Raw genomic sequence first — 24,464 nt, 5'->3', positions numbered from 1 at the left:
CAGTCGTCCCTTATTACTGACCGAGGGTCAGTACCTTCTGCATCATGGTCTTGGCGGTGTTCATCATTTCGGCGTTGGTCTGGAACGACCGGCTCGCGGAAATCATGTCAGCCATTTCTTCCACCACGTTGACGTTCGGGTAGTAGACGTAGCCTTTGGCGTCAGCGGCCGGATGGTTCGGCTCGTAGCGCGCTTCAAGGTTGCTCTGGTCTTCGACCACGCCGAGCACCTGTACGCCCTGGCCCGCGGCGTCCTGGCTCTGGAACAGCGAGTTGCTGCCGCTGTTCTGACCGCCCTGGAACATGGTGGCGAACACCGGGTGACGGGCGCGATAGGTCTGGTCGATGCTCGAGGAGACGGTTTCGGCGTTGGCGATGTTCGAAGCCACGGTGTTCAGACGCGTGGTTTGTGCGCTCATGCCGCTGCCGGCAATGTTGAAAACGCTGGACAGGGACATGGATTACTCTCCGCGCAGGGCTGACACCAGCCCTTTGAATTTGCTGTTGAGCAGGGTGAAGCTGGCCTGGAAGCCGACGGCGTTTTCCGCGTAGTTGGACTGTTCCAGCTGAGCGTCCACGGTGTTCTGGTCGATCGAAGGCTGCATCGGCGTGCGATACATCAGCGACTCGTCGCCATTGCCCAGGCCTTCAGCTTCGATGTGACGGCTGTTGGTCATGTTCAGGGCGATGGTGCCGTTGGCGTTCTTCTGGCTCTGTGCTTCGAGCACTTTGGAGAAGTCCAGATCCCGAGCCTTGTAGTTCGGGGTATCGGCGTTGGCGATGTTGTTGGCCAGGACTTCAGCACGCTGGGCGCGGAAGCCCAGTGCTTTTTCGTGAATGCCGAGCGCTTTATCGAAGCTGATGCTCATGTCGGGAACCTTCGGGTGACCGGTTTTTCGTATCTGAGCTTTAGCAAGCGCCGTGCCAAACAGAAAAACCCCCATAAACCGGGGCTTTGCGAGCAATCGGCAACGCGGCAATGCCAGAAAAGCGGCAACCGGTTTCCGCTGGCTGCCGCTTTTCTGCCGCTTGCCCTCCCCTCTCACCCACACCACAGCCCCACTGTGGGAGCGGGCTTGCTCGCGAAAGCGTCGAGTCAGTCGATATCTGTTTTTCTGACACACCGCATTCGCGAGCAGGCTCGCTCCCACAGGGGCTTGTGGTGATTTGAGATTAAACGCCGGGCACAAAAAAACGGGAGGCCTTTGAGGGCCTCCCGTTTTTTTGTATTGCCGCCGCCAATCACTTGGCCTGGTAAATGATCCCCGGGCTGCACTGGACCATCTGGTAATGATCCGGCAAACCGTTCAGCGCTTCGGAGGCGCCAAGGAACAGATACCCGCCAGGCTTGAGCGTGCCGTGAATGCGCAACAGGATGTCTTTCTTCACCTCGGCGGAGAAGTAGATCAGCACGTTGCGGCAGAACACGATGTCGAACTTGCCCAGCGCTGCATAGCTGTCGAGCAAGTTGAACGAACGGAATTCCACCCGGTTCTTGATCGGCGCCTTGATCACCCAGCGCCCCGGCCCTTTCGGGTCGAAGTAACGCTGCAGTCGATCAGCGGACAAACCGCGACCGATTGCCAGGCTGTCGTACTCGCCGGTCTTGCAGTTGGTCAGCATGCTGCCGGACAAGTCCGTGGCAACGATCTGCACGCCCATCTTCAACTGGCCGAGGTTGCTCCGCTCGAACTCATCGATCGACATCGACAGCGAATACGGTTCCTGCCCCGACGAGCATGCCGCCGACCAGATCCGCAGACGCTGGTTGGGACTGGCCTTGATCGCTTCAGGCAGCACCTTGTTCTTCAAGACTTCAAACGGATAGGTGTCACGAAACCACAGGGTTTCGTTGGTCGTCATGGCATCGACCACCTGCTCGCGCAAACCGCTGCGCGGCTGGGTCTGGATGCGCTGTACCAGCTCACCCAGGGACTTGATGCCTTGCTGCTCCATCAGTTTGTTGAGACGGCTCGAGACCAGGTACTGCTTGTTTTCACCGAGCAAAATGCCACAGGCTTTTTCCAGGAAGACCCGGAACTGTTCGAAATCCAAATTACCCGTAGACAATGATGCCGCCTCTTAAATCGTGTTGACCGCCAGGGGCAGAAGGCCCCTAGCTGATATCTGCTGCTTTGATCCGGTCGACTACCCGGGATGCCAGGTCATCAGGACGGAATTTGGCCAGGAAGTCATCGGCACCGACTTTCTTGACCATCGCCTGATTGAATACCCCCGACAACGAAGTATGCAGGATGATATGAAGCTTTTGCATGCGCGGGTCGTTGCGGATTTCCGCCGTCAGGGTGTACCCGTCCATCTCCGGCATCTCGATGTCGGAAATCATCATCAGGAACTCGTCTTCCGGTTTCTTGCCCTCATCGACCAGCTTGCGCAGGTAATCCAGCGCCTGCTTGCCGTCGTTCAGCGCCACCACTTCGACACCGACCGTCTGCAGGCAACGCGTGACCTGCTTGCGTGCCACCGACGAGTCATCGACCGTCAGCACCCGCAGCGACAGCGCCTTGCTCTGGGTCTCGACATCGACCACGCCGACCGAAATCGCTTCCGGCGTCGGCGCAACTTCCGCCAGCACCTTCTCGACGTCGATGATTTCGACTAACTGATTGTCGACCCGAGTCACAGCCGTCAGGTAGTGATCGCGACCCGTGCCCTTGGGCGGCGGATGGATCTCCTCCCAGTTCATGTTGACGATGCGCTCCACCGAGCGGACCAGGAAACCCTGGGTCTTGGTGTTGTACTCCGTGATGATCACGAACGGGTTGTTCTTGTCTTTCAACGCACCCGAGCCGGTCGCCATTGCCAGATCAAGGATCGGAATGGTCGCCCCCCGGATATTCGCCACCCCGCACACGACAGGACTGGACTTGGGCATCAACGTCAGCGACGGGCATTGCAGCACTTCCCGCACCTTGAACACGTTGATTCCGTAGAGCTGCTGACCGTCAAGACGGAACAACAACAGCTCCAGGCGATTCTGCCCCACCAGTTGCGTGCGCTGGTTCACCGAATCCATTACACCAGCCATGCCCAGACTCCTACACCAACGCCAAGTGTTGTTGCGACGCACATTCATTGCTAAACGGCACGGCGCTTGCTTTTTAACTCGTATGAACGCTCAAACGACATTTTTTCGACGCCTGACCTCCCGCACCCGCAAAGCGCTGTGCGCGGTGTCCGCCGTCTGCTTCTTTTTCGCTGGCAGCCCTGCCGGTGCTGATACGGTTACCTTGCCTGACATGCTTATCGGCGTCACTCAGGGCTTTCTTGAGTTCACCGTAGAAGACTATCTGGCCACCAGTCAAACGGAAGGCCGCTACGAAATCGAGGTCAACCAGCTCGACCCGCGTATGCGCATGCCTATGTGCGACAAGGAATTGACAGCGTCACTGGAGAGTCCGGCACGTCCGCTGGGCCGGGTAACGGTCAAGGTTCGCTGCGAGGGAAGCTCGCCGTGGACGGTGTTCGTGCCCGCTCAAGTCCGCCTGTTTCGCGAGATTGTCACCACTACCCGACCACTCAAACGTGCCGGGATTATCGAACCGCAGGACGTGACCTTGCGTGAACGCGACGTGAGTCAGATCAATCAAGGTTTTTTGACGTCGGTGGATGAAGCCATCGGACAGAAATTGACCCGACCAACGGTCGCCGATCAGGTCATTACGCTGGTGCACCTGGAACAGGCAGAAGTGGTGCGCAAGGGTGATCAAGTGGTCATCATCGCCCGCAGCGGTACGCTCGCCGTGCGCATGCCCGGCGAGGCCCTGGCCAATGGCGGCCTGAAAGAACAGATTCGAGTGAAAAACCTCAACTCCAACCGGGTGATCAAGGCGCAAGTCATCGCGCCGGGCCAGGTGGAAGTGGCCATGTAAAACGCTCACGCAGAAAACTGGCGCCAGCCCCGTTGCTTCCCTAAACTGTGCCGCAGCAGGGCACGCTTCGGCGCAGACAGCTCATTGCAAATGAGCCTAAAGTTTTCCAGGGAATGGCCGAAAACATGGCAAGCGTCCAAATTCCCAGAGGTTTTTAACATGGTCATCGATTTCAGCCGTTTGAACAGCTCCTCGTCACTTACAGGCAGTACGCGTACCAGCGCGCCAAAGGAAAACGCCGAAACCGGCACCTCTGCACCGCTGAATACCCAGGCCGAAACGGCCAGTACCGCAACAAAAAGCGGGGAATCGGTACACCTCAGCAATGAGGCTCAACAGTTGCAGAAGGTCACTGACAAGCTGCGTGATCAGCCTGCCGTCGACAAAGCCCGTGTGGCCGAGTTGAAAGCAGCGATTGCCGATGGCAGCTACAAAGTCGACAGCAACCGTGTAGCCAGCAAACTGCTCAACTTCGAAGCCCAGCGCTAGGCTTTTGCCGGCGCCAGGCTTTTGGACGCTTAGAACCCAAGGCCAGCCATGCACGACACTAATTTATTGCAACTGATCACCGACGACTTTGCTCCAGCTCAACAATTGCTGGAGTTACTGCAAACCGAGTCCCTCGCCTTGCACGGTCGCGACATGCCCTTGCTCGAAGATATTCTGGCGCGCAAACAGGCATTGATCATTCTGCTTGAACAGCATGGCCGCAAGCGCAGTGAAATCCTTGCCAGCCTCAACCTGCCGCTCGACCGCCAGGGTCTGGAGCAACTGGCCAGCCAATCGAGCATTGGCGATCAGTTGCTGTCCCAGAGCGATGTGCTCACCGACCTGATTGCCCAGTGCCAGGCCGCCAACGTCAAGAACGGCCAGTCGATCCAGATTCAGCAGGCCACCACGGCCAATCAGCTGAAAATCCTCACCGGGGGCGAGCCACCGGCGCTGTATGACGCCACTGGCACTTTCGCCAAACCCACCAAGCCGCGTACGCTCAGCCAGGCGTGAGCCATTCGATGTGCCTGCACTATCAACCCGCGAAACATGCTGGCAAAATGCTGGCTAGTCGTAGTCAAATTTTGTCTGGAGATTGAGAAAACGTGCCAAACGCCCTAAGCGCGGATGATACTCCGCAGCCACCAAAGGTGCTGACCACGCCCCTGGAAATCTCCAGCAACCTGCGCCAGCTGCAAGAAAGCCACGACCCGCTGATCATCACCTTCCATGAGCGCAGTCAGCGTTTCCAGAGCTACCTGATCAAGGTCGACCGCGAAACCGCAACCATCGCCCTGGACGAAATGATCCCGCGCGATGGCGAGCGCTTTCTGCTGGCGGGTGAACCCTTCAGGGTCGAAGGCTTCCACGAAGGCGTGCGCATTGCCTGGGAATGCACCGGCACGTTGAACATCGAAGAATCCGAAGGTGATCGCTTCTACACCGGCGAGTTGCCGACCGAAGTGGTTTACCACCAGCGCCGCAACGCCTTTCGTGCAGCGCTGAAGCTGACCGATCTGGTCAGCGTCGAACTCGGCGGCGAAAAACTCAAGGCGCCGATCAACGGCAAACTGCTGGATATTTCCGCCACCGGTTGCAAGCTGCGCTTTGAAGGCGACATCACCGACCGCCTGCAACTTGGCCAGGTCTATGACCGCCTGATCGCCGCCCCGTTGTTCGGCAATCAGCCGACCTCGGTCGAACTGCGTTATCTGCACTTCGAAGAAAAGCTCAACATTACCTTCGCCGGTCTGCGCTTCCACAACATCAGTGGACAGGCAGCGCGCAACGTCGAGCGTTTTGTCTATCAGTTGCAGCGTGAAGCACGCCGATTCGATAAAGACGATCTCTGATTCGAACGCAAAAAAGAAAGGGCAGTCCTTGGCGGGACTGCCCTTTTTTATTTCCAACCCGAATAGCAGCTTCTGTCATGGACACCTGTGGCGAGTGGAACGCCATCGGCGCCCGTTAAGGTCTGGCGCCACTGATATCCGGCGTGGGTCTGTCACCCTCATCATCAGGGCTTGTTGCCGGCTCAGACTCAGGTCCTTTCCCAAGCCCGGAATCAGGTTGCGGCTCTGGCTCCGGCGTGACCGTGGTCTGCATCTGCTCCTGCACCACCTGTTCATCCACGCGCGGGTCGAGGGCCGCCACCAGCGGCGAGCTGGACATGCTGTCGGGCATCGCCACGTGATGCAGCGGCGCGTCGTCGACCTGATGCAGATTGGTCACCGCTTTCGGCCGAATGCGCCACACCAGCACCAGCGCAAAGAAGCTGAAGAACGCGTAAAGGCTCTGGCTGCCGAACAGCTTCATCAGCACACCCGCCAGCAGCGGCCCGATACTCGCGCCAACCCCGTAGGTCACCAGCAGCATCGCCGTCAGCGACACTCGACGATCGCCTTCGACGTGATCGTTGGAGAACGCCACTGCCAGCGGATACAGACAGAACTGCACCAGTGAGCACATGAACCCGACAACAAACAAAACCTCCAGCGGCACCTGCGGCAAGATTGCCAATGGCAACGCCGCCACCGCCAGGAACCCGGCAAAGCAGCGGATCAGCAGCGCCCGGTCATAACGGTCAGACAACCAGCCCAACGGCCACTGCACCAGCAAGCCTGCAAAAATGCAGCTACCCATGAACAGACCGACCTGCTCGGTCGACAGTCCCTGCTGCGAGGCATACAGCGGCGCCAGACCGTAAAACGAGCCGATGATCAGACCGGCACCCAGCACCGTACTCAACGACTGCGGCACCCGTTTGATGAAAAAACGCGGCTCCATCGGTGCCGGATGCAGCGGCGCCGGGTGAATCCGCCGAGTCAGCGCCACCGGCACCAGACACAGCGCGAAACACAGGGCGACCAGCATCAGCAATTCGAGGCCGAGGCCAGGGTGCATGACCAGTATCAACTGACCGAGCACCAGCCCCAGATACGAAGCGATCATGTAACCACTGAACACCAGACCGCGCTGGTTGGCGTCGGCCTGCTCGTTGAGCCAGCTCTCGATCACCATGTACTGGCACATCATGCCCAGGCCAACGATGGTCCGCAGCACCAGCCATGCCGGCAGCCAGTCGACCAGGCCATGCCCGAGCACCGCTGCCCCGACGATCCCGGCGCAGGCTGAATACGCCCGGATATGTCCGACCCGGGCAATCAATCGGTGACCGATCTTGCCGCCCAGCACCAGGCCGAAATAGTTGGCCGCCATCAGCGCACCGACCCACAGTCCGTCGACATGGTCAGCGGCCAGGCGCAATGCCAGATAAGTAGATAGAAGGCCCGAGCCGATCAACATCATCAGCGAGGCGAAATACAGCGCTCGAAAGGATTTCCAGATTTGGCGCATCGGCGTTCCGAGCGGCTCCTTGCAGTGAGTATCGGGCTATTCAAACGATAGCCCGATGACGACGGTTCGTCAGGCCTGGGCTGCTAGAACACGCCGTTCCCAGGGAGTGATTTCATCAAAGAAGCTGGTCAACTCCATGGTCTTCGAAGCGATGTAGCCTTCGATGAACTCCTGTCCGAACAGTTCCCTGGCCAATTGACTACGTTTCAGACGTTCGAGCGCGGCATGCAAGGTACACGGCAGCGAAAGATTGTCCGGCACGTCGAATTCGCCCTGAATCGCCGCAGTCGGTTCCAGCTCATGCTCGATCCCATGCAAGCCGGCGGCCAGGCTCGCGGCAATCGCCAGGTACGGATTGGCGTCGGCGCCGGGCAACCGGTTTTCCACTCGACGAGCCACTGGTGAACTGGCCGGAATCCGCAAGCCCGCCGCACGGTTGTCGTGCGACCAGCAGGCATTGTTCGGCGACGCATACGGATGGCACAGACGCTGATAGGAGTTCACGTTCGGCGCAAACAGCGCGGTGAAATCCGCCATGCCCGCCTGCTGTCCGCCAATGAAGTGGCGGAACATCGCCGTCGGCTGGCCGTTCTCGTCGCTGAACACATTGTTGCCGGTCGCGATCTCGACGATGCTCTGGTGAATGTGCATCGAGCTGCCCGGCGTGTGCGCCAGCGGCTTGGCCATGCACACCACAGTCAGGCCGTGCTTGAGCGCAACTTCCTTGAGCAGGTGCTTGAACAGGAAGGTCTGGTCGGCCAGCAACAGCGGATCACCGTGCAGCAGGTTGATCTCGAACTGGCTGACGCCCATTTCATGCATGAAGGTATCGCGCGGCAAGCCGAGGGCTGCCATGCATTTATAGACTTCGCTGAAAAACGGCCGCAGGCCATTGTTGGAACTGACGCTGAACGCCGATTGGCCATCCTCTCGACGCCCATCAAGGCCTACCGGCGGACGGAACGGCTGGGTCGGATCGGTGTTCGGGGCGAAGACAAAGAACTCCAGCTCGGTCGCCACCACCGGCGCCAGGCCACGCGCCGCGTAACGGGCAATGACCTTCTTGAGCTGACCACGGGTCGACAGATTGGAGCTTTCACCGGTGAATTCATCGGCATCACAAATCGCCAGGGCGCGTGGCTCGTCGCTCCATGGCAGTGGATGGATCATCGAGGGCTCGGCGACCAGCGCCAGATCGCCGTCATCGCTGCCGTAAAAGCGCGCCGCCGGATACCCCCCCATGATGCATTGCAGCAGCACCCCCCGCGCCATCTGCAGACGCCGCCCTTCGAGGAAACCCTCGGCGGTCATCACCTTGCCTCGCGGCACGCCGTTCAAATCCGGCGTGACACATTCAATCTCATCAATGCCGGTCAGTCGCTGCGCGAGTGAACGCTGGCCATCGGTTGTCATGACGCAATCCTTGTTATTGTGCGAGCCGCGAACGGCGACCCGTACAAAATAGGCTCCGGCTGTTCGGAATATCAAGCAGCGTCAAACAAAAACCCGGGTCACGGCAGATAAAGGCTGAACACCCCGCCGCCCAGTGGTCCGCCGTTGCGTATTTCGGTATGCCCGACCACGCCATTGCGCTGATGCAACGCCGCGATGCGGTTGGCGAAATACAGGCCCAACCCCGTGCTGCCACTGCTGTGATTGATGCCCTGCACGTAATCGGCCTGACGCTCGAGCATCTCGGCCGGGTAGCCGTCGCCGTCATCGTTGATGCTCAACACCAACTGCCCGGCCTCGTCACTGACCGTGATCAGCAGCGACTCGCGGGCATAACGAATCGCATTGTTGATGCAGTTGCCCAGCACCGACGCTATCAACTCGCGATCAAAGATACCCAGCGGGCTCAGCGGATCGACCTCATAGGTGGCGATGATCCCGCGACTGGCGAACACCTCCTGATGCGCCGCCAATTGCGCCTCGATGAAATCATCGAGCTCGTGATACGCCGGTTGCAGCGGCATCTGGTTGACGCCGAGTTTGTACAGCCCGAGCAACTGCACCAGCATGCCGTTGAGGTGGGCGAACTCGAAGTCGATCACACCCTGCTCCGCCCCGCCGCGCTGCTCTTGAGGCAAACGCGCCAGCCACTGGCTGTGAGCCTGCATCAGCATCGCCAATGAGTTCTTCATGTCGTGAACGGTGGAGGCAATCACCGTGGAGAAGTCCAGAGCCGGATCAAAGTGGTTCATTCGCCAAACGCCTTGCTTTTCAGCTTCTGATAACGCGCAAAACGCGCGTCGGTGTCGGGCATCAGGCCAACCAGTTTCAGGCAGGCCCGACATTCTTCCAGCTCCGCCGACGGCACGTTGGTGTCGGTGCCGTGCAGCAGTGACTGGGCCATGTTCAGCGCAATACTGATGTTCTTCGGTTGCATCTTCAGCGCCTTGCGGAATACCTCACGGGCCTCCACCAGGTTGCCGGTCTTGTACACGCGCACGCCTTGGCGATTGAGGTCGGCAGCGGCGTTGCTCGAATTGAGGATAGTCGGGTCGTCGGTAAGCTTGGCGATGTCTTTCATCACCGCCGGGTCATCACCGTAGATCTCCGCGCAGCTCTTGAGCATCGAAGTGCCCGCCTCGGCCTGACCGAGCATCTGCAATTGCTTGGCGACCAGCAACGCCGCCTCGGGACTCATGAACTGCTCCATGCCGTCGAGGCGCAGCAGCGCTTGCTCGGTGAGCTTGTCGGCGGTTTCGGCATCGTTGAGTAACAGACTGGTGGCCTTCATCAGGCGCGCGCGAATCTGCAGGCCGGGGTCGCTCGGGTTTTCTTTCGCCACAGCGCTGAGGGTGGTGTTGATCTCCAGCCGCGTGCGGGTGTCGAGACCGCGCTCACTGCCCTTACTGATCAAGGCATGGGCCAGACCGAGGTTGCTTTCCGGGTCCTTGAAGCGCGACTGCGCGCCCTGCGCCACCGCCTGACGATAGGCCCGGGACGCGGTGTCGAAGTCTTCGTTGGCCATCGCCAGTTTGCCGAGCAGCGCTTGTCGGCGCACCGCCAGCGGCGACAAACGAATCGCCTCCTCCAGTACCCGCTGCGCGCCTTTGGTATCGCCCTCGGCGACCAGCACATCGGCCATGCCGTCATACAGCGCCGGCATCATCGGAAACACCTTGAGCGCTTTTTCGTAGACGCCTTTGGCCTGCGCCACTTGCCCACGCTTGAACAGCAATTTGCCCAGCCCGGCAAACGCCCACGGCAACGGCCGGTCAGCAATGATGCTGTCGTATAGACGTTCGAGCGCCTCGTTCTGGTTCATGTCGCGCAGCGCATCGGCACGATAGCGCAGGCACAACGGCGAATAGCGGATGTCCTGCTTGCACAGCGCAATACAGGCGTTGAGCACCTCGACCGGTTTGCCCCGATCAAGGGCTTGCAGAATCGGTTTGAGCAACGTCTTGCGCTGCTCCAGACGCTCCAGGCGCTGGGCCAGGCCGGAGCGGTTGAACGGCTTGGTCAGGTACGCATCCGGCTCGTGCTCCAGGGCACTGAGCACCATCGCCTGACTGGTCTCGGCCGTCACCATGACAAACACCGCTTCATGGCTGATGAGCTTTTCCGACATCAGGTCTTCAAGCACCTGCTGGCCGTTCTTCTTGCCGTCGCCAAGGTGGAAATCCTGCAGGATGAAATCGTAGGACTTCTGCGCACACATCTTCAGCGCCTGCTCGCCGGTGTCGGCGGTGTCCACATCCTTGACCCCGAGCTCGCGCAGCATCGAACGCACGGAACTGCGGAAATCCGAGAAATCATCGACGATCAGAAAACTCTTTTGGTGATACGACAGCATCGAGGATTTCCAGGCAATTGAAGTGAGGGCAATTTCAGGCGCGCAGATGATAGTTGCCGGCCAAATGCTATCAAGCGATTTCGCGCGACTTTTAAGTCACCGAGTGGGTTATCGGCCACAAGTGACGTTCCCTGAAGCGGGCACTTCAAGATTCCTTGCACAGCGATTACCCTGCGCGACTTCCTACCTTTCCACTACAAGGTTTATCTCGTGTACATCAAAGGACGTTGCATCGTGTCCGCCTGTGCGCTGCTGTTTTTCCAGCAGGCGATGGCGGCTGGAATGGATTGTGCGAAAGCGGCAAGTGCGGTGGAGAAGGCTGTTTGTGCGGACAAAGGGTTGTATGAGCAGGATGCGCAAATGGGTGCGCTTTATCGGGAACTGATGAAGATCACCGGTGAAAGGCAACCTGAACTCAAACGCACACAACGGTTGTGGCTCAAGACACGTAATCAGTGCGAAGCGGACGTTGCTTGCCTTGAGCAAAGTTATCGCGACCGACTGAAGTTATTACAGGCGCAACAGATGGATGCCGTGGCGCACAGACCTACCGGCATCGACAAACAGGTACTGGAAGATCTGCAACGCAGCATTCAGGCAGCCAGCGAGGGCGGCAATCGAGAGGTGGCGGTTGAACGAGTGCTGGCTTCACTGGTGATCAATTCTGGAGAGACATCGTTTTCAGGCGACTCTGACAAAGACAACCCCAGCGAGCAAACGCACTTTCCATCGACGATCCCCAAAGACGTTACACCGGATGAATGGAAGGCATTGACCGCCAGCGACATCGACGCGGCAGCAGAAACCGGGCAAACCTCCTACTCGTTGCTGGACATGGACGGCGACGGGCAGCGAGACCTGATCGTCCAGACCTACGCTGGTGGCACCGGCATGTTTACCTACGTGGAAACCTGGCGCCGAGACGGTGACCGGTTTATCAAAAGGTCCTCCGAGCCTGAAAGCGCGCTGTTCTACACCAATGATCGTGGTGCCAACCAATCGGCGTACTGGATCAAGGCTCGCGGCAACATCTACGTTGCCTACCGCAACGGGGCCTACGGCACTGATCACATCTACTTGCTCAATCCGCTGAAGATCAATCGTGAAGTACCCACCGTGACGGTGCGATACAGCTACTCCCTGAATGTGCCCACCACTCAACACAAGGATGACGGCACCAGTACCTTCGAATTGGAGCCTGATCTGCGGCTTACGCTCAATCGGGCAATCACCAAAGCGAACGAGGCGCAGGCCGGTAGCGTGGACACTCAGCGCACGCCTCTTTGCCCGATTCCTGCAACCGGCGCAGGCGAGAACGATTACTACAGCTACGGCCCGGTGCATTACTCAGTGGAAGACGTTTTCGACCTGCCGGTGATTATCGGTAGCGACTGCTACATCGGAAAACTGGTTGACTGGTTTGGCAGCTACGACGAAAAACATGGTTTGTTTGCACAATTGGCACTGCGCAAACCGGACGCTGATGCAGACGGGCGCAGTTACGAGGTCAACGGGCGGCGACATGTGACTGAGGTCAGCACCTCGATTGGCAAGGCTGACGATGGCGCAGCGAACTGAGCCATTGATACGAGCATGAAAAAGCCCCGGCAGGTCATCCTGCACGGGGCTTTTTTTGCGAGCTGTTGCAAGGCTCTGAATGATGGTGTCCCAGGGCAGGTTCGAACTGCCAACCTTCCCCTTAGGAGGGGGATGCTCTATCCAATTGAGCTACTGAGACACTGAGTTGTCACGGCCGGACACGGAGCGACGGACGGCGTGCATGTTAACGGCCAGCCCTTGATTTGTCATGTCGTCCTTGGGCTTTTTAAGTGTAGGCAGGCGCCTTGCATGGCTGCGGGAACATTTACCGTGCATTTTGCACTACCCCAAAAAGCCATCATTGCAGATTGCAACCTGCACCTGCTGAAAAACCCTTCCAAATGCTTGTTTTTAAAGGACTTCACAGCGGTTAGACTGTTGGCATGACGGCTGCTTTGTCTGTTCGTATAACAGAACAATCGGAGTCGGACTCATGAACAGCGCTCTCTTGCTTGCAAACGCAATCGCTCTGGCAGTGTTGGTGGGCTTTCATTTCGTCCCCGAAGGTGCTGAACCGGTAGCCCAGCGCATGCCGCATTACTTGCAGGTGCAGAAAGCGCCGCAGTGGGCGGTGCTGAGCGATCACGGCGACTTCGCAGCACAGGCGGTCAGTACGCCCGAGCAGTCACTGCCGACGCGCGCTACCGAACGTCTGGTTTTTTGAAATATCTTCAGGAGTACAGCATGTCCAGATCAGCCGCGGGATTTCTGATCCTCGCCTTATTGAGTGGCGTTGTGCATTTTTCGCTGTTCGAGGAAACCGAAGTCACCCTGCCCCTGATTGGCTGCGGCGTGTTTGCGGTGATGTTTGTGCTGGCGCTGGTGGCTGGGCGCAAGATCAAGTTCGATCCGGTATTGCGCTGAGCCGGATCAACGCGAGCAGTTGGTCGACGGCGTCAGCCAACGCACCCGAATTGTCGATCAGGTGCACAGGCAAGTCGCTTGACCGTCTGTCCTTGAATAACGCATTGCGCGCCAGCCTGGCGTCGATCTGCTCAGGCGTCTCTCGACCACGGCTGAGCAGGCGCTCACGCAAGACCTCATCCTTGACCGTCAATAGCACTGGCAGCAGCGTCGGGTAGCGTTCAAACGCCTGACGCAGATTGGCGCGCGAACCGTTCACCAGCACATGGCGTCCGGCGTTCAACCATTCGTCGATTTCTATCGGAATACCATAGGCCAGACCATTGGCGTGCCAGGCCAAGGCAAAATCGCCTGCGCGCTGACGTCGATCGAACTCTTCGGGCGTCACGCCGACGGCGTCTTCACCGACCGATTCCGCTGATCGGGTAATCACCCGACGGATGATTTCGCAGCTCATCGCCCGCAATGGCTCACGCGCAGCCTCGATCAGGCTGTCCTTGCCTGAACCGGAAGGCCCCATCAGATAAATAAGCCTGCCATCCATCCTGAAAACGCCCTCCAACGGGTGTTTGCCCCTAGTAAATCGGCAAATTGCCACTATCCTGTACAGGCAAGGAACAAGGATTGAAAGCCGCATAGCATGCACGTTCTGAGGTCTCACGACATCAACAGATGTGCACCAGGAAGCGGGCAGTGATACGGGCAGAGGCAAAGTTTTCAAACCAGTCCGCATTTCTGATAATTGGTGCTGGCATTACGCCTTTACCCAGCTCAATATTTGTCACAGAATTGACGCCAATGATCTGGCAATTTTGAGGCATGATGCGGGCCTCTTAACAATTCAGGTTGAACCATTTGGCGCGGATGCTTGTCCTACCACACATCCTGCGGCCAATCCCGAGAACCGCTCCCCTGAACTAACCGGTTAAATATATGCGCCCATTGAAACAGGCAATTTATTCCAGCCGTACGGCTGACAAGTTCGTCGTACGTCTGCCAGACGGAATGCGTGAACGCATTGCCGAGGTGGCTCGCAATCATCATCGCAGCATGAACTCCGAGATCATTGCGCGCCTTGAGCAGAGTCTTATTCAGGAAGGTGCACTGGGCGAAGAGTTGAGCATGCGCCTGGACAGTCCGGAGCTGTCATTGCACGAGCGCGAGCTGCTGCAACGCTTCCGTCAGCTGTCTCACCGCCAACAGAACGCTCTGGTCTCGCTGATCGCTCACGACGCCGAGATGGCCGCAGACGCGTCCTGAGCCACACCGAACATCTCAAGCCAGCATGATTGCTGGCTTTTTTTTGCCCGTGATTTGACCCGTTAGCCGCCTGGCAATGCATTCATGGCGAGGGGACTTATCCCCTCGCCACCGGTTACTGATCAGGCATGGAACAGGCACAAAAAAGCCCGCCATATTGGCGGGCTTTTTGTTTGCGGCCGGTTAGAGCAGGAAGATTGTCGCCAACCCCAGGAAGATGAAGAAGCCGCCGCTGTCGGTCATGGCCGTAATCATCACACTGGCACCCATCGCCGGGTCGCGACCCATCTTGGCCAGCGTCATCGGGATCAACACCCCCATCAGCGCCGCAAGCAACAGATTGAGGGTCATCGCCGCCGTCATCACCACTCCCAGTGACCAGCTGCCGTAAAGCAAATAGGCGACCACGCCGATCACCCCACCCCAAACCAGACCGTTGATCAACGCTACCGCCAGCTCTTTGCGCATCAGGCGCGAAGTGTTGCCAGTGCTGACCTGGTCGAGCGCCATGGCGCGCACGATCATGGTGATCGTCTGATTACCGGAGTTACCGCCGATACCCGCCACAATCGGCATCAGCGCCGCGAGCGCCACCAGCTTCTCGATCGAACCTTCGAACAGGCCAATCACCCGCGACGCGACAAACGCGGTGATCAGGTTGATTGCCAGCCACGCCCAACGGTTGCGCAGGGATTTCCACACCGAGGCGAAGATGTCTTCCTCTTCGCGCAGACCGGCCATGTTAAGGACTTCGCTTTCGCTCTCCTCACGAATCAGGTCGACCATTTCATCGATGGTCAGACGACCGATCAGTTTGCCGTTCTTGTCGACCACCGGGGCCGAGATCAAGTCGTAACGTTCGAACGCTTGAGCAGCGTCATAGGCGTCTTCGTCCGGGTGAAAACTCACTGGATCGCTGGCCATGACTTCAGCCACCTGCTTCTCCGGGTCATTGACCAGCAGACGCTTGATCGGCAGCACGCCCTTGAGCACGCCGTCGTAATCGACCACAAACAGTTTGTCGGTATGGCCCGGCAGCTCTTTGAGACGACGCAGGTACCGCAGAACCACTTCGAGGCTGACATCCTCACGGATGGTCACCATCTCGAAGTCCATCAGCGCACCGACCTGCTCCTCGTCATAGGACAGGGCCGAACGCACGCGCTCGCGTTGCTGCTGGTCGAGCGTCTCCATCAGCTCATGGACGACGTCTCGCGGCAGCTCGGAAGCCAGGTCAGCAAGTTCGTCGGCGTCCATGTCCTTGGCGGCAGCCAGGAGTTCGTGATCGTCCATGTCGGCGATCAGCGTTTCACGAACGGAATCGGATACTTCGAGAAGAATGTCGCCGTCGCGATCAGCCTTGACCAGTTGCCAGAGCGTCAGACGATCGTCCAGCGGCAGGGCTTCAAGGATGTAGGCAACGTCGGCGGAGTGCAGATCATCGAGTTTGCGTTGCAGCTCGACAAGGTTCTGCCGGTGAACCAGGTTCTCGACCCGGTCTTGGTGCGCGCCTTCCTGGCGATGAGTCAGGTCTTCGACGACCTTCTGGCGCTGCAGCAGCTCAACGACCTGAGCCAGGCGATCCTGCAGGCTTTCCTGTGTTTTCTTTACTTCGATTTCGGACATAGGCGAACTCCACTCCCAGCAGCGGGGCACGCCGGAAGGATCAATCAGTCAATTCATGATTGGTAAAACGGGCTACTGAATAACTACTGGGTAAGTCCATGGAGGTTTTCCACAAGCCCCGGCGGGGCTGACGGGCGCAATGATACACCGCCTGACGGTTTTAAACGTTAAAAAATCGCGGCCGAAACAAGCGCTTGCGAAACAAACCTGAGCGCTGTCCTGATCCTTGCAAATGCGACGACTCATCCTGAAAAGAAAACACACCGCCACTGAAAAATGTAGCGACTACCCTTGAGCGTAGACCGTCAAGGAGGACGTCGAATGCACTCTACAACAACCGGCTTTTTACTCATCACCCTGCTCTGCCTGCCGCCCGCCGGGGCCGCCACCACCCTGCATCGATGCGAGGCACCCGGTGGCCGCATCACCTTCACCAGTCTGAGTTGCGCGAGCGATGAACAGCTTTCGGTACAGCAAGTTCACCCCTACTCGCCCGGATCTGTCGTGGCGATCATGCCGGAGCACGACCACGAAGAAACATCCGGTATGAAAACCAGGGGCCGAGAGCCAGGCATAGTTGGTCGCATGCAGGACAAATGCGGCAACCTGATCGATGCCCGGCAACGCCGTGAAGCAATCATCAATCAACGCGTCATTGCCGGCATGAGCCAACAGGATGTCGAAAGCGCGCTCGGCAAACCAGACAAGGTGAATATTCGGACATCGACAACGAGCTATCGATACGACCTGAAACGAGGCCGCAGTGCTCAAGTCGATTTTGACGAGAAGGGATGCGTGAAAGGAAAAGCCAAATCGCAGACAGCAAAAAGCCCGCGTTAAACGCGGGCTTTTTGGTATATGGTGCACTCGACAGGATTCGAACCTGTGACCGCTCGGTTCGTAGCCGAGTACTCTATCCAGCTGAGCTACGAGTGCATTTTGTGTTTTTAGACCAGACCACAACTGGCTGAAGCCAAGTTCTTTATATCGCTATAAACAACTCTAAAATGGTGCACTCGACAGGATTCGAACCTGTGACCGCTCGGTTCGTAGCCGAGTACTCTATCCAGCTGAGCTACGAGTGCATTTGTGTTTTTAAACCAGACCACAACTGGCTGAAGCCGAGTTCTTTATATTGCTATAAACAACTCTTAAATGGTGCACTCGACAGGATTCGAACCTGTGACCGCTCGGTTCGTAGCCGAGTACTCTATCCAGCTGAGCTACGAGTGCATTTGTTGCGCCGCATTATAGCCCGTCTAATCTCTATTCCAACCACTTTTTCTAATAAATTCAACAACTTACAGAAAAAGCCAGATTACAACGTACTAAGCAAATAATGGCGGAGAACGGGGGATTCGAACCCCCGACACCCTTTTGAGGTGTACTCCCTTAGCAGGGGAGCGCCTTCGGCCACTCGGCCAGCTCTCCGCAACACGGGGCGTATCTTAACCAACCTTTTCCCCGTTTGCAAACATAAAAATCGATAAAAATTAATGGCTTGGTTCTTCGTCCTTCTCTTTCTTTATACGCAGGTAAATTTCCTCACGGTGCACGGCAACCTCTTTCGGGGCGTTGACGCCGATACGCACTTGATTTCCTTTAACGCCGAGCACGGTCACGGTGATTTCGCCATCACCGATAATCAGGCTTTCTGCGCACCGACGAGTCAGAATCAGCATACCTTTCTCCTCACGCAATTCTTCAGGGACAACAGTCTGCAAAAAAAAGGCACCCGACCTACAACCGGAGCGATCGTAGCCCTACATGCCTGAGTATTGACCAGCGCGAGCAAAAGAACAGTTCAGGGCTCGCGCCATTCAAAAAATAAAGGGCGCGGTCAGACCGCGCCCTTCAGGTGACCGGATTACTCGCCCTGACGGGCGGGAGCGTCCAGTTCGAAAGCCGTGTGCAGGGCGCGCACGGCCAGTTCCAGGTACTTCTCTTCGATCACCACGGAAACCTTGATTTCCGAAGTCGAGATCATCTGGATGTTGATGCTTTCCTTGGCCAGGGATTCGAACATGCGGCTGGCCACGCCTGCGTGGGAACGCATGCCGACGCCGACGATCGAGACCTTGGCAATCTTGGTATCGCCTACGACTTCACGGGCACCGATCTCGCGAGCGGTGTTTTCCAGCACGGTCTGTGCGGCCTGGTAGTCGTTGCGGTGCACGGTGAAGGTGAAGTCAGTGGTGTTATCGTGCGCAACGTTCTGCACGATCATGTCGACTTCGATGTTCGCGGCACTGATCGGGCCGAGAATCTTGAACGCCACGCCCGGGGTGTCTGGCACGCCACGGATGGTCAGCTTGGCTTCATCGCGGTTGAAAGCGATGCCGGAGATGATCGGCTGTTCCATGGTTTCCTCTTCATCAATAGTAATGAGGGTGCCCGGACCCTCCTTGAAGCTGTGCAGTACGCGCAGCGGAACGTTGTACTTGCCGGCGAATTCCACCGCGCGGATCTGCAGCACCTTGGAACCGAGGCTGGCCATTTCCAGCATCTCTTCGAAGGTGATCTTGTCCAGACGCTGAGCGACCGGCACCACACGCGGGTCAGTGGTGTACACACCATCGACGTCGGTGTAGATCTGGCATTCATCAGCCTTCAATGCAGCCGCCAGTGCCACGCCCGTGGTGTCGGAACCGCCACGGCCGAGGGTGGTGATGTTGCCGTGCTCGTCGACGCCCTGGAAACCGGCGACAACCACCACGCGACCTGCTTTCAGATCACCGCGAATCTTCTGGTCATCAATCTGCAAGATACGCGCTTTATTGTGCGCACTGTCCGTCAGGATCCGCACCTGATTACCGGTATACGACACCGCCGGCACACCGCGCTTGATCAGCGCCATGGCCAACAGGGCAATCGTCACCTGCTCACCAGTGGAAACGATCACGTCCAGTTCACGCGGAACCGGCTGCACGTCACCACTGATTTGCTTGGCCAGATCGATCAGACGGTTGGTTTCGCCGCTCATTGCAGACAGCACAACCACCAGGTCATCGCCGGCATCGCGGAATTTCTTAACCTTGTCGGCGACCTGCTCGATTCTCTCGACAGTACCGACCGAGGTGCCTCCAAATTTCTGTACGATCAAAGCCATTTCAAAGCCGCCTCTGCCCATGAAGGGCGCCCAATAATCACTCGAACAGCCGCCGGGCCCGCCACTAGACTGCGGGCCCGACGGGCCGTCTTATAAACCCTGCTCGACGAATGGAACGGTCAGCGCCAGTGCGCCATCCAGTGCGCCGGCGTCGACACCGCCGCCCTGCGCCATGTCCGGACGACCACCGCCCTTCCCGCCCACTGCCGCAGCAGCCTGTTTCATCAAATCACCGGCTTTGAGTTGGCCAGTCAGGTCCTTGGTTACACCTGCAACCAGTACGACCTTTTCCTCATGGACACTGCCGAGCAGGATCACTGCGCGGCCGAGTTTGTTTTTCAGCTGATCGACCAGCGCCAGCAGCGCCTTGCCGTCCTGCCCCTCCAGACGTGCAGCCAGAACCTTCACGCCTTTGACGTCCACTGCCGAGTTCGACAGATCGTCGCCCGCGGCGCTGGCAGCCTTGGCTTGCAACTGCTCGAGTTGCTTTTCCAGCGCGCGGTTGCGCTCCAGCACTGCCGACAGCTTGTCGATCAGGTTGTCGCGGCTGCCCTTGACCAGGCTGGCCGCTTCCTTGAGTTGTTCTTCTGCGGCGTTCAAGTAGGCCAGTGCCGCAGCACCGGTGACTGCCTCGATACGACGCACGCCCGATGCCACACCGCCTTCGCTGATGATTTTCAGCAGGCCGATGTCGCCGGTACGGTTGGCGTGGATACCGCCACACAGCTCGACGGAGAAATCGCCGCCCATGCTCAGCACGCGCACGTTGTCGCCGTACTTCTCGCCGAACAGCGCCATCGCGCCTTTCTGCTTGGCGGTCTCGATATCGGTTTCTTCGGTTTCAACCGCCGAGTTCTTACGGATCTCGGCGTTGACGATGTCTTCCAGTGCCTTGATTTGCTCAGGCTTGATCGCTTCAAAGTGGCTGAAGTCGAATCGCAGACGCTGGCTGTCCACCAACGAACCTTTCTGCTGAACGTGCTCACCCAGGACCTGACGCAGGGCAGCGTGCAGCAAGTGAGTAGCAGAGTGGTTCAACGAAGTCGCATGACGCACGTCGGCATCGACGTGGGTTTCCACCGGAGCGCCGATGGTCAGGCTGCCCGAGTCCAGCACACCGTGGTGCAGGAATGCGCCGCCGGTCTTGGTGGTGTCGCGAACGTCGAAACGTGCATTGCCCGCCTTCAGATAACCGCAGTCGCCGATCTGGCCGCCGGATTCAGCGTAGAACGGCGTCTGATTCAGAACGATCACCGCCTCTTCGCCTTCATTCAAGACGTCGACCGACTGGCCATCTTTATAGATAGCGACAATTTTCGCCGAACCGCTGGTGTCGGTGTAACCGGTGAACTCGGTGGCCACATCCACCTTGACCAGGGTGTTGTAGTCCAGACCGAACGAACTGGCCGAACGCGCACGAACGCGCTGGGCTTCCATTTCACGCTCGAAACCGACTTCATCGACAGTCAGGCCGCGCTCACGAGCGATGTCAGCGGTCAGGTCCATCGGGAAACCGTAGGTGTCGTAGAGTTTGAACACCACGTCGCCAGGCACCACGGTGCCTTTGAGTTCCAGCAGATCCTGCTCGAGAATTTTCAGGCCGTGCTCCAGGGTCTTGGAGAACTGCTCTTCTTCGGCCTTGAGAACGCGCTCGATGTTGCTCTGCTGCTTCTTCAGTTCCGGGAAGGCTTCGCCCATCTCGGCGACCAGCGCGGCAACGATCTTGTAGAAGAAGCTGCCGGTGGCGCCCAGTTTGTTGCCATGACGGCAGGCGCGACGAATGATCCGGCGCAGCACATAGCCGCGACCTTCGTTGGATGGCAGTACGCCATCGGCGATCAGGAAGCCGCACGAACGGATGTGGTCGGAAACCACTTTCAGCGAAGACTGATCGCCATTTTCGCAACCGATGGCTTCGGCCGATGCCTTCAGCAGGTTCTTGAACAGGTCGATGTCATAGTTGGAATTGACGTGCTGCATCACCGCACTGATCCGCTCCAGGCCCATGCCGGTGTCGACCGACGGCGCTGGCAACGGATGCAACACGCCATCGGCGGTGCGGTTGAACTGCATGAACACGTTGTTCCAGATCTCGATGTAACGGTCGCCGTCTTCTTCCGGCGAACCCGGTGGGCCGCCCCAGATGTGGTCGCCGTGATCGTAGAAAATCTCGGTGCATGGGCCGCACGGGCCGGTATCACCCATGGTCCAGAAGTTGTCGGACGCGTAAGGCGCGCCTTTGTTGTCGCCGATGCGGATCATGCGCTCGACCGGCACGCCGATTTGCTGGGTCCAGATGTCATACGCTTCGTCGTCAGAGGCGTACACGGTGACCCAGAGTTTTTCCTTCGGCAGCTTCAACACGCCGGTCAGGAAGGTCCAGGCGAAGGTAATCGCATCGTGCTTGAAATAGTCGCCGAAGCTGAAGTTACCGAGCATTTCGAAGAATGTGTGGTGACGAGCGGTATAGCCGACGTTTTCCAGGTCGCTGTTCTTGCCACCGGCACGCACGCACTTCTGGCTGCTGGTTGCGCGGGTGTACGCGCGCTTTTCCTGGCCCAGGAAGCAGTCCTTGAACTGGTTCATCCCCGCGTTGGTGAACAGCAGGGTTGGGTCGTTGCCCGGAATCAAAGAGCTGGAGGCTACACGGGTGTGGCCTTGCTCTTCGAAGAAGCGAAGGAAGGCTTCACGGATTTCTGCGCTTTTCATTAGGTTCTTCCACGGAGGCTGCGGCCAAAGGCCTGTACGAAACGTCAACAGACGAAACGACGGCAAAGGGCCGCATTATATCGGCCCTTCGCGCGGGGTACAGCGTGTTTATACGATAGTAACGGTCAATTGGACGGCTAACGCTGTCACTTGCGCGAAAACTCGACGAATGTCGCGATCACCTGCTCGATTTGCGAGCGATTGACGTCCATGTGCGTAACCATGCGCAGACGCGCAGCAGCGCTCAACTTGATCCCGCGCTCGGCGGCAAACGTCTTGAGTGCTTCGGCCTGGTCGCCCATTTGCACGTAAACCATGTTGGTCTGCACCGGTTCAACGCTGTACCCGGCTTCGCGCAAGCCTTCGGCCAGCAATTGCGCATTGGCGTGATCGTCCGCCAGGCGCTGAACGTTGTGCTCCAGCGCATACAGCCCCGCCGCCGCCAGCAATCCGGCCTGCCGCATGCCACCGCCGACCATCTTGCGCAGACGACGAGCCTTGCCGATCAACTCGGCTGAACCGCACAGCACCGAGCCCACCGGCGCACCGAGGCCTTTGGACAGGCACACCGACACCGAATCGAAATGCCGGGTGATCTCCCGGGCATCCACGCCCAGCTTGACCGCCGCGTTGTACAGGCGCGCGCCGTCCAGGTGCAGCGCCAGGCCACGGTCCTGAGTGAACTGACGCGCCCGGGCCAGATACTCCAGCGGCAGCACCTTGCCTTGCATGGTGTTTTCCAGCGCCAGCAGACGCGTGCGGGCGAAATGGAAGTCGTCCGGCTTGATCGCTGCGGCCACCTGCTCAAGATCCAGCGAACCATCGGCCTGCAACTCCAGCGGCTGCGGCTGGATCGAACCGAGCACCGCCGCGCCACCACCCTCGTACTTATAGGTGTGCGCCTGTTGGCCGACGATGTATTCGTCACCGCGCTCGCAATGGGCCATCAGGCCCAGCAGGTTGCTCATGGTGCCGGTGGGCACGAACAGCGCGGCGGCGAAACCCAGGCGCTTCGCCAGTTCCGCTTCCAGACGATTGACCGTCGGATCTTCGCCGTACACGTCATCACCGGTGGCGGCGGCAGTCATCGCCTCGAGCATGGCGGGAGTCGGTTGGGTGACGGTGTCGCTGCGAAGATCGATAACGCTCATGAACCTGGCCTCAGAGTCAGCAGGGGAAATCCCTTTACGAAGGTCAATTACTGCGGTTCTCGCACCGATTAATCAACCCTTCAGCGCAAAAAGGTCAGGTTACTTCTTGTGAACGCGACATCCATGTGGGAGCGAGCCTGCTCACGAAAGCGGTTTGTCAGTGACACATCTGCTGACTGACACATTGCTTTCGCGAGCAGGCTCGCTCCCACAGGTTCTGTGCAAGCCCTGAAAATATGTGATAAAAACGCTGCGCCGCCCGAGAAAGGGCGGCCAAAACGTTCTCAGGGCGGGGTGCAATTCCCCACCGGCGGTAATTGCGCGCAATGCGCATAGCCCGCGAGCGCTTGGCGACGACACGGCATTTGCGGTGCACGGCGGCAAGGTCAGCAGACCCGGTGTGATTCCGGGGCCGACGGTCATAGTCCGGATGAAGAGAGAACGGGATTAACGCCAAAGGGCCGTCCGCGCGATGTTGCGCGCGCGCACCCTTGAATCCCTTTCGATTCATAACGCCCTGTTTTTCACACAAACAGGAGTCAGAACATGCAACCCACCGCTATCGACAGCAAATCCAAACACCCTCACGGCGAGCGCATCGCGTTCATCCAGGCCTGCTGGCACAAGGAAATCGTCGACCAGAGCCGTAAAGGCTTCGTCGCCGAAATGATTGCCTTGGGCTATCAGGAATCGGACATCGACATCTTCGAAGTCGGCGGCGCCTTTGAAATGCCTCTGCACGCCAAGTTGCTGGCCAAGACCGGTCGTTATGCCGGTATTGTCGCGGCAGCCCTGGTCGTGGACGGCGGCATCTACCGTCACGAGTTCGTCGCCCAGTCAGTGGTCAGTGGCCTGATGCAGGTGCAACTGGAAACCGAAGTGCCGGTGTTCTCGGTATCCCTGACCCCGCATCACTTCCATGCCGGTGACGAGCATCAGAAGTTCTTCTTCGAGCACTTTGTGCACAAGGGTCAGGAAGCGGCCAGAACCTGCGCCGATACGCTGCACAAGGTCCGCGCGCTGCGTCGCAGTGAGCCACGGGCTGTAGCGGTCTGACCCTATACGGATCGAGTGAGGCCCCAAACCTCACTCAAATCCAAA

The 24,464-nt window shown here is 58.4% G+C and carries 24 protein-coding genes, 5 tRNA genes and 1 riboswitch; of the genes, 10 read left to right on the top strand and 19 right to left on the bottom strand.

The window, feature by feature from the left end; translation table 11 throughout:
- Positions 1 to 13: 13 nt before the first annotated feature.
- The 4 genes from flgC to U862_RS0125120 form a co-directional block, all read right to left on the bottom strand.
- Positions 14 to 457: a flagellar basal body rod protein FlgC gene (gene flgC, locus U862_RS0125135; RefSeq protein WP_003227217.1), complete on the bottom strand. Its 444-nt coding sequence runs from the start codon at positions 455 to 457 to the stop codon at positions 14 to 16.
- Between the two features lie 3 nt (positions 458 to 460).
- On the bottom strand, positions 461 to 868 hold the full coding sequence (flgB, locus tag U862_RS0125130) for a flagellar basal body rod protein FlgB (RefSeq protein WP_025112931.1): 408 nt from the start codon (positions 866 to 868) through the stop codon (positions 461 to 463).
- A 373-nt stretch (positions 869 to 1,241) separates the two neighbouring features.
- Positions 1,242 to 2,069 (bottom strand): protein-glutamate O-methyltransferase CheR, encoded by an 828-nt coding sequence (gene cheR, locus U862_RS0125125; RefSeq protein WP_025112930.1) that lies wholly within the window; start codon positions 2,067 to 2,069, stop codon positions 1,242 to 1,244.
- Positions 2,070 to 2,115: 46 nt separating this feature from the next.
- Positions 2,116 to 3,048 (bottom strand): chemotaxis protein CheV, encoded by a 933-nt coding sequence (locus tag U862_RS0125120; RefSeq protein WP_025112929.1) that lies wholly within the window; start codon positions 3,046 to 3,048, stop codon positions 2,116 to 2,118.
- 82 nt (positions 3,049 to 3,130) lie between these two features.
- Here U862_RS0125120 and flgA point away from each other — a divergent pair, with 82 nt between their 5' ends.
- The 4 genes from flgA (at position 3,131) to U862_RS0125100 (ending at position 5,736) form a co-directional block, all read left to right on the top strand.
- Positions 3,131 to 3,892 (top strand): flagellar basal body P-ring formation chaperone FlgA, encoded by a 762-nt coding sequence (gene flgA / locus U862_RS0125115; RefSeq protein ID WP_025112928.1) that lies wholly within the window; start codon positions 3,131 to 3,133, stop codon positions 3,890 to 3,892.
- 159 nt (positions 3,893 to 4,051) lie between these two features.
- Positions 4,052 to 4,381 (top strand): flagellar biosynthesis anti-sigma factor FlgM, encoded by a 330-nt coding sequence (gene flgM, locus U862_RS0125110; RefSeq protein ID WP_025112927.1) that lies wholly within the window; start codon positions 4,052 to 4,054, stop codon positions 4,379 to 4,381.
- A 48-nt stretch (positions 4,382 to 4,429) separates the two neighbouring features.
- Entirely contained in the window at positions 4,430 to 4,897 is a 468-nt protein-coding gene (locus tag U862_RS0125105) for a flagella synthesis protein FlgN (RefSeq protein ID WP_025112926.1), read from the top strand.
- Between the two features lie 92 nt (positions 4,898 to 4,989).
- Positions 4,990 to 5,736 (top strand): flagellar brake protein, encoded by a 747-nt coding sequence (locus U862_RS0125100; protein ID WP_025112925.1) that lies wholly within the window; start codon positions 4,990 to 4,992, stop codon positions 5,734 to 5,736.
- Between the two features lie 115 nt (positions 5,737 to 5,851).
- On the opposite strand, the gene U862_RS0125095 is transcribed toward U862_RS0125100, so the two are convergent.
- From U862_RS0125095 to U862_RS0125080, 4 genes are all read right to left on the bottom strand, one after another.
- Entirely contained in the window at positions 5,852 to 7,240 is a 1,389-nt protein-coding gene (locus U862_RS0125095) for an MFS transporter (protein WP_025112924.1), read from the bottom strand.
- A 69-nt stretch (positions 7,241 to 7,309) separates the two neighbouring features.
- Positions 7,310 to 8,551 (bottom strand): glutamine synthetase family protein, encoded by a 1,242-nt coding sequence (locus U862_RS0125090; RefSeq protein ID WP_177327374.1) that lies wholly within the window; start codon positions 8,549 to 8,551, stop codon positions 7,310 to 7,312.
- Between the two features lie 200 nt (positions 8,552 to 8,751).
- Positions 8,752 to 9,444: a sensor histidine kinase KdpD gene (locus U862_RS0125085; RefSeq protein WP_025112922.1), complete on the bottom strand. Its 693-nt coding sequence runs from the start codon at positions 9,442 to 9,444 to the stop codon at positions 8,752 to 8,754.
- The gene (locus U862_RS0125080) at positions 9,441 to 11,045 is read right to left on the bottom strand and encodes a tetratricopeptide repeat-containing response regulator (protein WP_025112921.1); all 1,605 of its coding nucleotides are present in this window, start codon (positions 11,043 to 11,045) and stop codon (positions 9,441 to 9,443) included. The genes U862_RS0125085 and U862_RS0125080 overlap by 4 nt, the downstream gene beginning before the upstream one ends.
- A 234-nt stretch (positions 11,046 to 11,279) precedes the next feature.
- On the opposite strand from U862_RS0125080, the gene U862_RS0125075 reads away from it, so the two are divergent.
- Positions 11,280 to 12,623 carry a lysozyme inhibitor LprI family protein gene (locus tag U862_RS0125075; RefSeq protein WP_256214739.1) on the top strand — a complete coding sequence of 448 codons (1,344 nt, stop codon included), beginning with the start codon at positions 11,280 to 11,282 and terminating at the stop codon, positions 12,621 to 12,623.
- Between the two features lie 83 nt (positions 12,624 to 12,706).
- On the opposite strand, the gene U862_RS0125070 is transcribed toward U862_RS0125075, so the two are convergent.
- Positions 12,707 to 12,783: transfer RNA gene (locus U862_RS0125070), tRNA-Arg, on the bottom strand.
- 294 nt (positions 12,784 to 13,077) lie between these two features.
- Here U862_RS0125070 and U862_RS0125065 point away from each other — a divergent pair.
- A complete protein-coding gene (locus U862_RS0125065; RefSeq protein WP_025112919.1) occupies positions 13,078 to 13,308 on the top strand; it encodes a hypothetical protein in 231 nt (76 codons plus the stop codon).
- Positions 13,309 to 13,328: 20 nt separating this feature from the next.
- Complete coding sequence (locus U862_RS0125060) at positions 13,329 to 13,508, top strand: PA3371 family protein (RefSeq protein WP_025112918.1); 180 nt, start codon at positions 13,329 to 13,331, stop codon at positions 13,506 to 13,508.
- Here U862_RS0125060 and phnN read toward each other — a convergent pair.
- Positions 13,483 to 14,052: a phosphonate metabolism protein/1,5-bisphosphokinase (PRPP-forming) PhnN gene (gene phnN, locus U862_RS0125055; protein WP_025112917.1), complete on the bottom strand. Its 570-nt coding sequence runs from the start codon at positions 14,050 to 14,052 to the stop codon at positions 13,483 to 13,485. The genes U862_RS0125060 and phnN overlap by 26 nt on opposite strands.
- Positions 14,053 to 14,441: 389 nt before the next feature.
- Between phnN and U862_RS0125050 the strand changes: the two genes are divergently transcribed.
- Positions 14,442 to 14,768 carry an Arc family DNA-binding protein gene (locus tag U862_RS0125050; RefSeq protein ID WP_003178899.1) on the top strand — a complete coding sequence of 109 codons (327 nt, stop codon included), beginning with the start codon at positions 14,442 to 14,444 and terminating at the stop codon, positions 14,766 to 14,768.
- A gap of 183 nt (positions 14,769 to 14,951) precedes the next feature.
- On the opposite strand, the gene mgtE is transcribed toward U862_RS0125050, so the two are convergent.
- A complete protein-coding gene (gene mgtE, locus U862_RS0125045) occupies positions 14,952 to 16,394 on the bottom strand; it encodes a magnesium transporter (RefSeq protein WP_025112916.1) in 1,443 nt (480 codons plus the stop codon).
- A gap of 321 nt (positions 16,395 to 16,715) precedes the next feature.
- Between mgtE and U862_RS0125040 the strand changes: the two genes are divergently transcribed.
- Positions 16,716 to 17,234, top strand: coding sequence for a hypothetical protein (locus U862_RS0125040; protein ID WP_025112915.1), 519 nt, complete (start codon positions 16,716 to 16,718; stop codon positions 17,232 to 17,234).
- Positions 17,235 to 17,253: 19 nt separating this feature from the next.
- Here U862_RS0125040 and U862_RS0125035 read toward each other — a convergent pair.
- The 8 genes from U862_RS0125035 to ltaE form a co-directional block, all read right to left on the bottom strand.
- A tRNA-Arg gene (locus tag U862_RS0125035) sits at positions 17,254 to 17,330 on the bottom strand.
- A gap of 72 nt (positions 17,331 to 17,402) precedes the next feature.
- Positions 17,403 to 17,479: transfer RNA gene (locus U862_RS0125030), tRNA-Arg, on the bottom strand.
- Between the two features lie 71 nt (positions 17,480 to 17,550).
- Positions 17,551 to 17,627 (bottom strand) — tRNA-Arg (locus U862_RS0125025).
- Between the two features lie 107 nt (positions 17,628 to 17,734).
- Positions 17,735 to 17,825: transfer RNA gene (locus U862_RS0125020), tRNA-Ser, on the bottom strand.
- A 62-nt stretch (positions 17,826 to 17,887) separates the two neighbouring features.
- Complete coding sequence (csrA, locus tag U862_RS0125015; RefSeq protein ID WP_002554426.1) at positions 17,888 to 18,076, bottom strand: carbon storage regulator CsrA; 189 nt, start codon at positions 18,074 to 18,076, stop codon at positions 17,888 to 17,890.
- 185 nt (positions 18,077 to 18,261) lie between these two features.
- Complete coding sequence (locus U862_RS0125010) at positions 18,262 to 19,503, bottom strand: aspartate kinase (protein ID WP_025112914.1); 1,242 nt, start codon at positions 19,501 to 19,503, stop codon at positions 18,262 to 18,264.
- A 90-nt stretch (positions 19,504 to 19,593) separates the two neighbouring features.
- On the bottom strand, positions 19,594 to 22,212 hold the full coding sequence (gene alaS / locus U862_RS0125005; RefSeq protein ID WP_025112913.1) for an alanine--tRNA ligase: 2,619 nt from the start codon (positions 22,210 to 22,212) through the stop codon (positions 19,594 to 19,596).
- Between the two features lie 146 nt (positions 22,213 to 22,358).
- A complete protein-coding gene (gene ltaE / locus U862_RS0125000) occupies positions 22,359 to 23,363 on the bottom strand; it encodes a low-specificity L-threonine aldolase (RefSeq protein WP_025112912.1) in 1,005 nt (334 codons plus the stop codon).
- 276 nt (positions 23,364 to 23,639) lie between these two features.
- A riboswitch (FMN riboswitch) is annotated at positions 23,640 to 23,810 on the top strand.
- Between the two features lie 99 nt (positions 23,811 to 23,909).
- Here ltaE and U862_RS0124995 point away from each other — a divergent pair.
- The gene (locus U862_RS0124995; protein ID WP_025112911.1) at positions 23,910 to 24,419 is read left to right on the top strand and encodes a 6,7-dimethyl-8-ribityllumazine synthase; all 510 of its coding nucleotides are present in this window, start codon (positions 23,910 to 23,912) and stop codon (positions 24,417 to 24,419) included.
- Positions 24,420 to 24,464 lie beyond the last annotated feature (45 nt).

The organism is Pseudomonas sp. H1h (genome assembly GCF_000633255.1).
GTDB lineage: Bacteria > Pseudomonadota > Gammaproteobacteria > Pseudomonadales > Pseudomonadaceae > Aquipseudomonas.
This window is presented reverse-complemented; position numbering and strand designations above follow the sequence as displayed.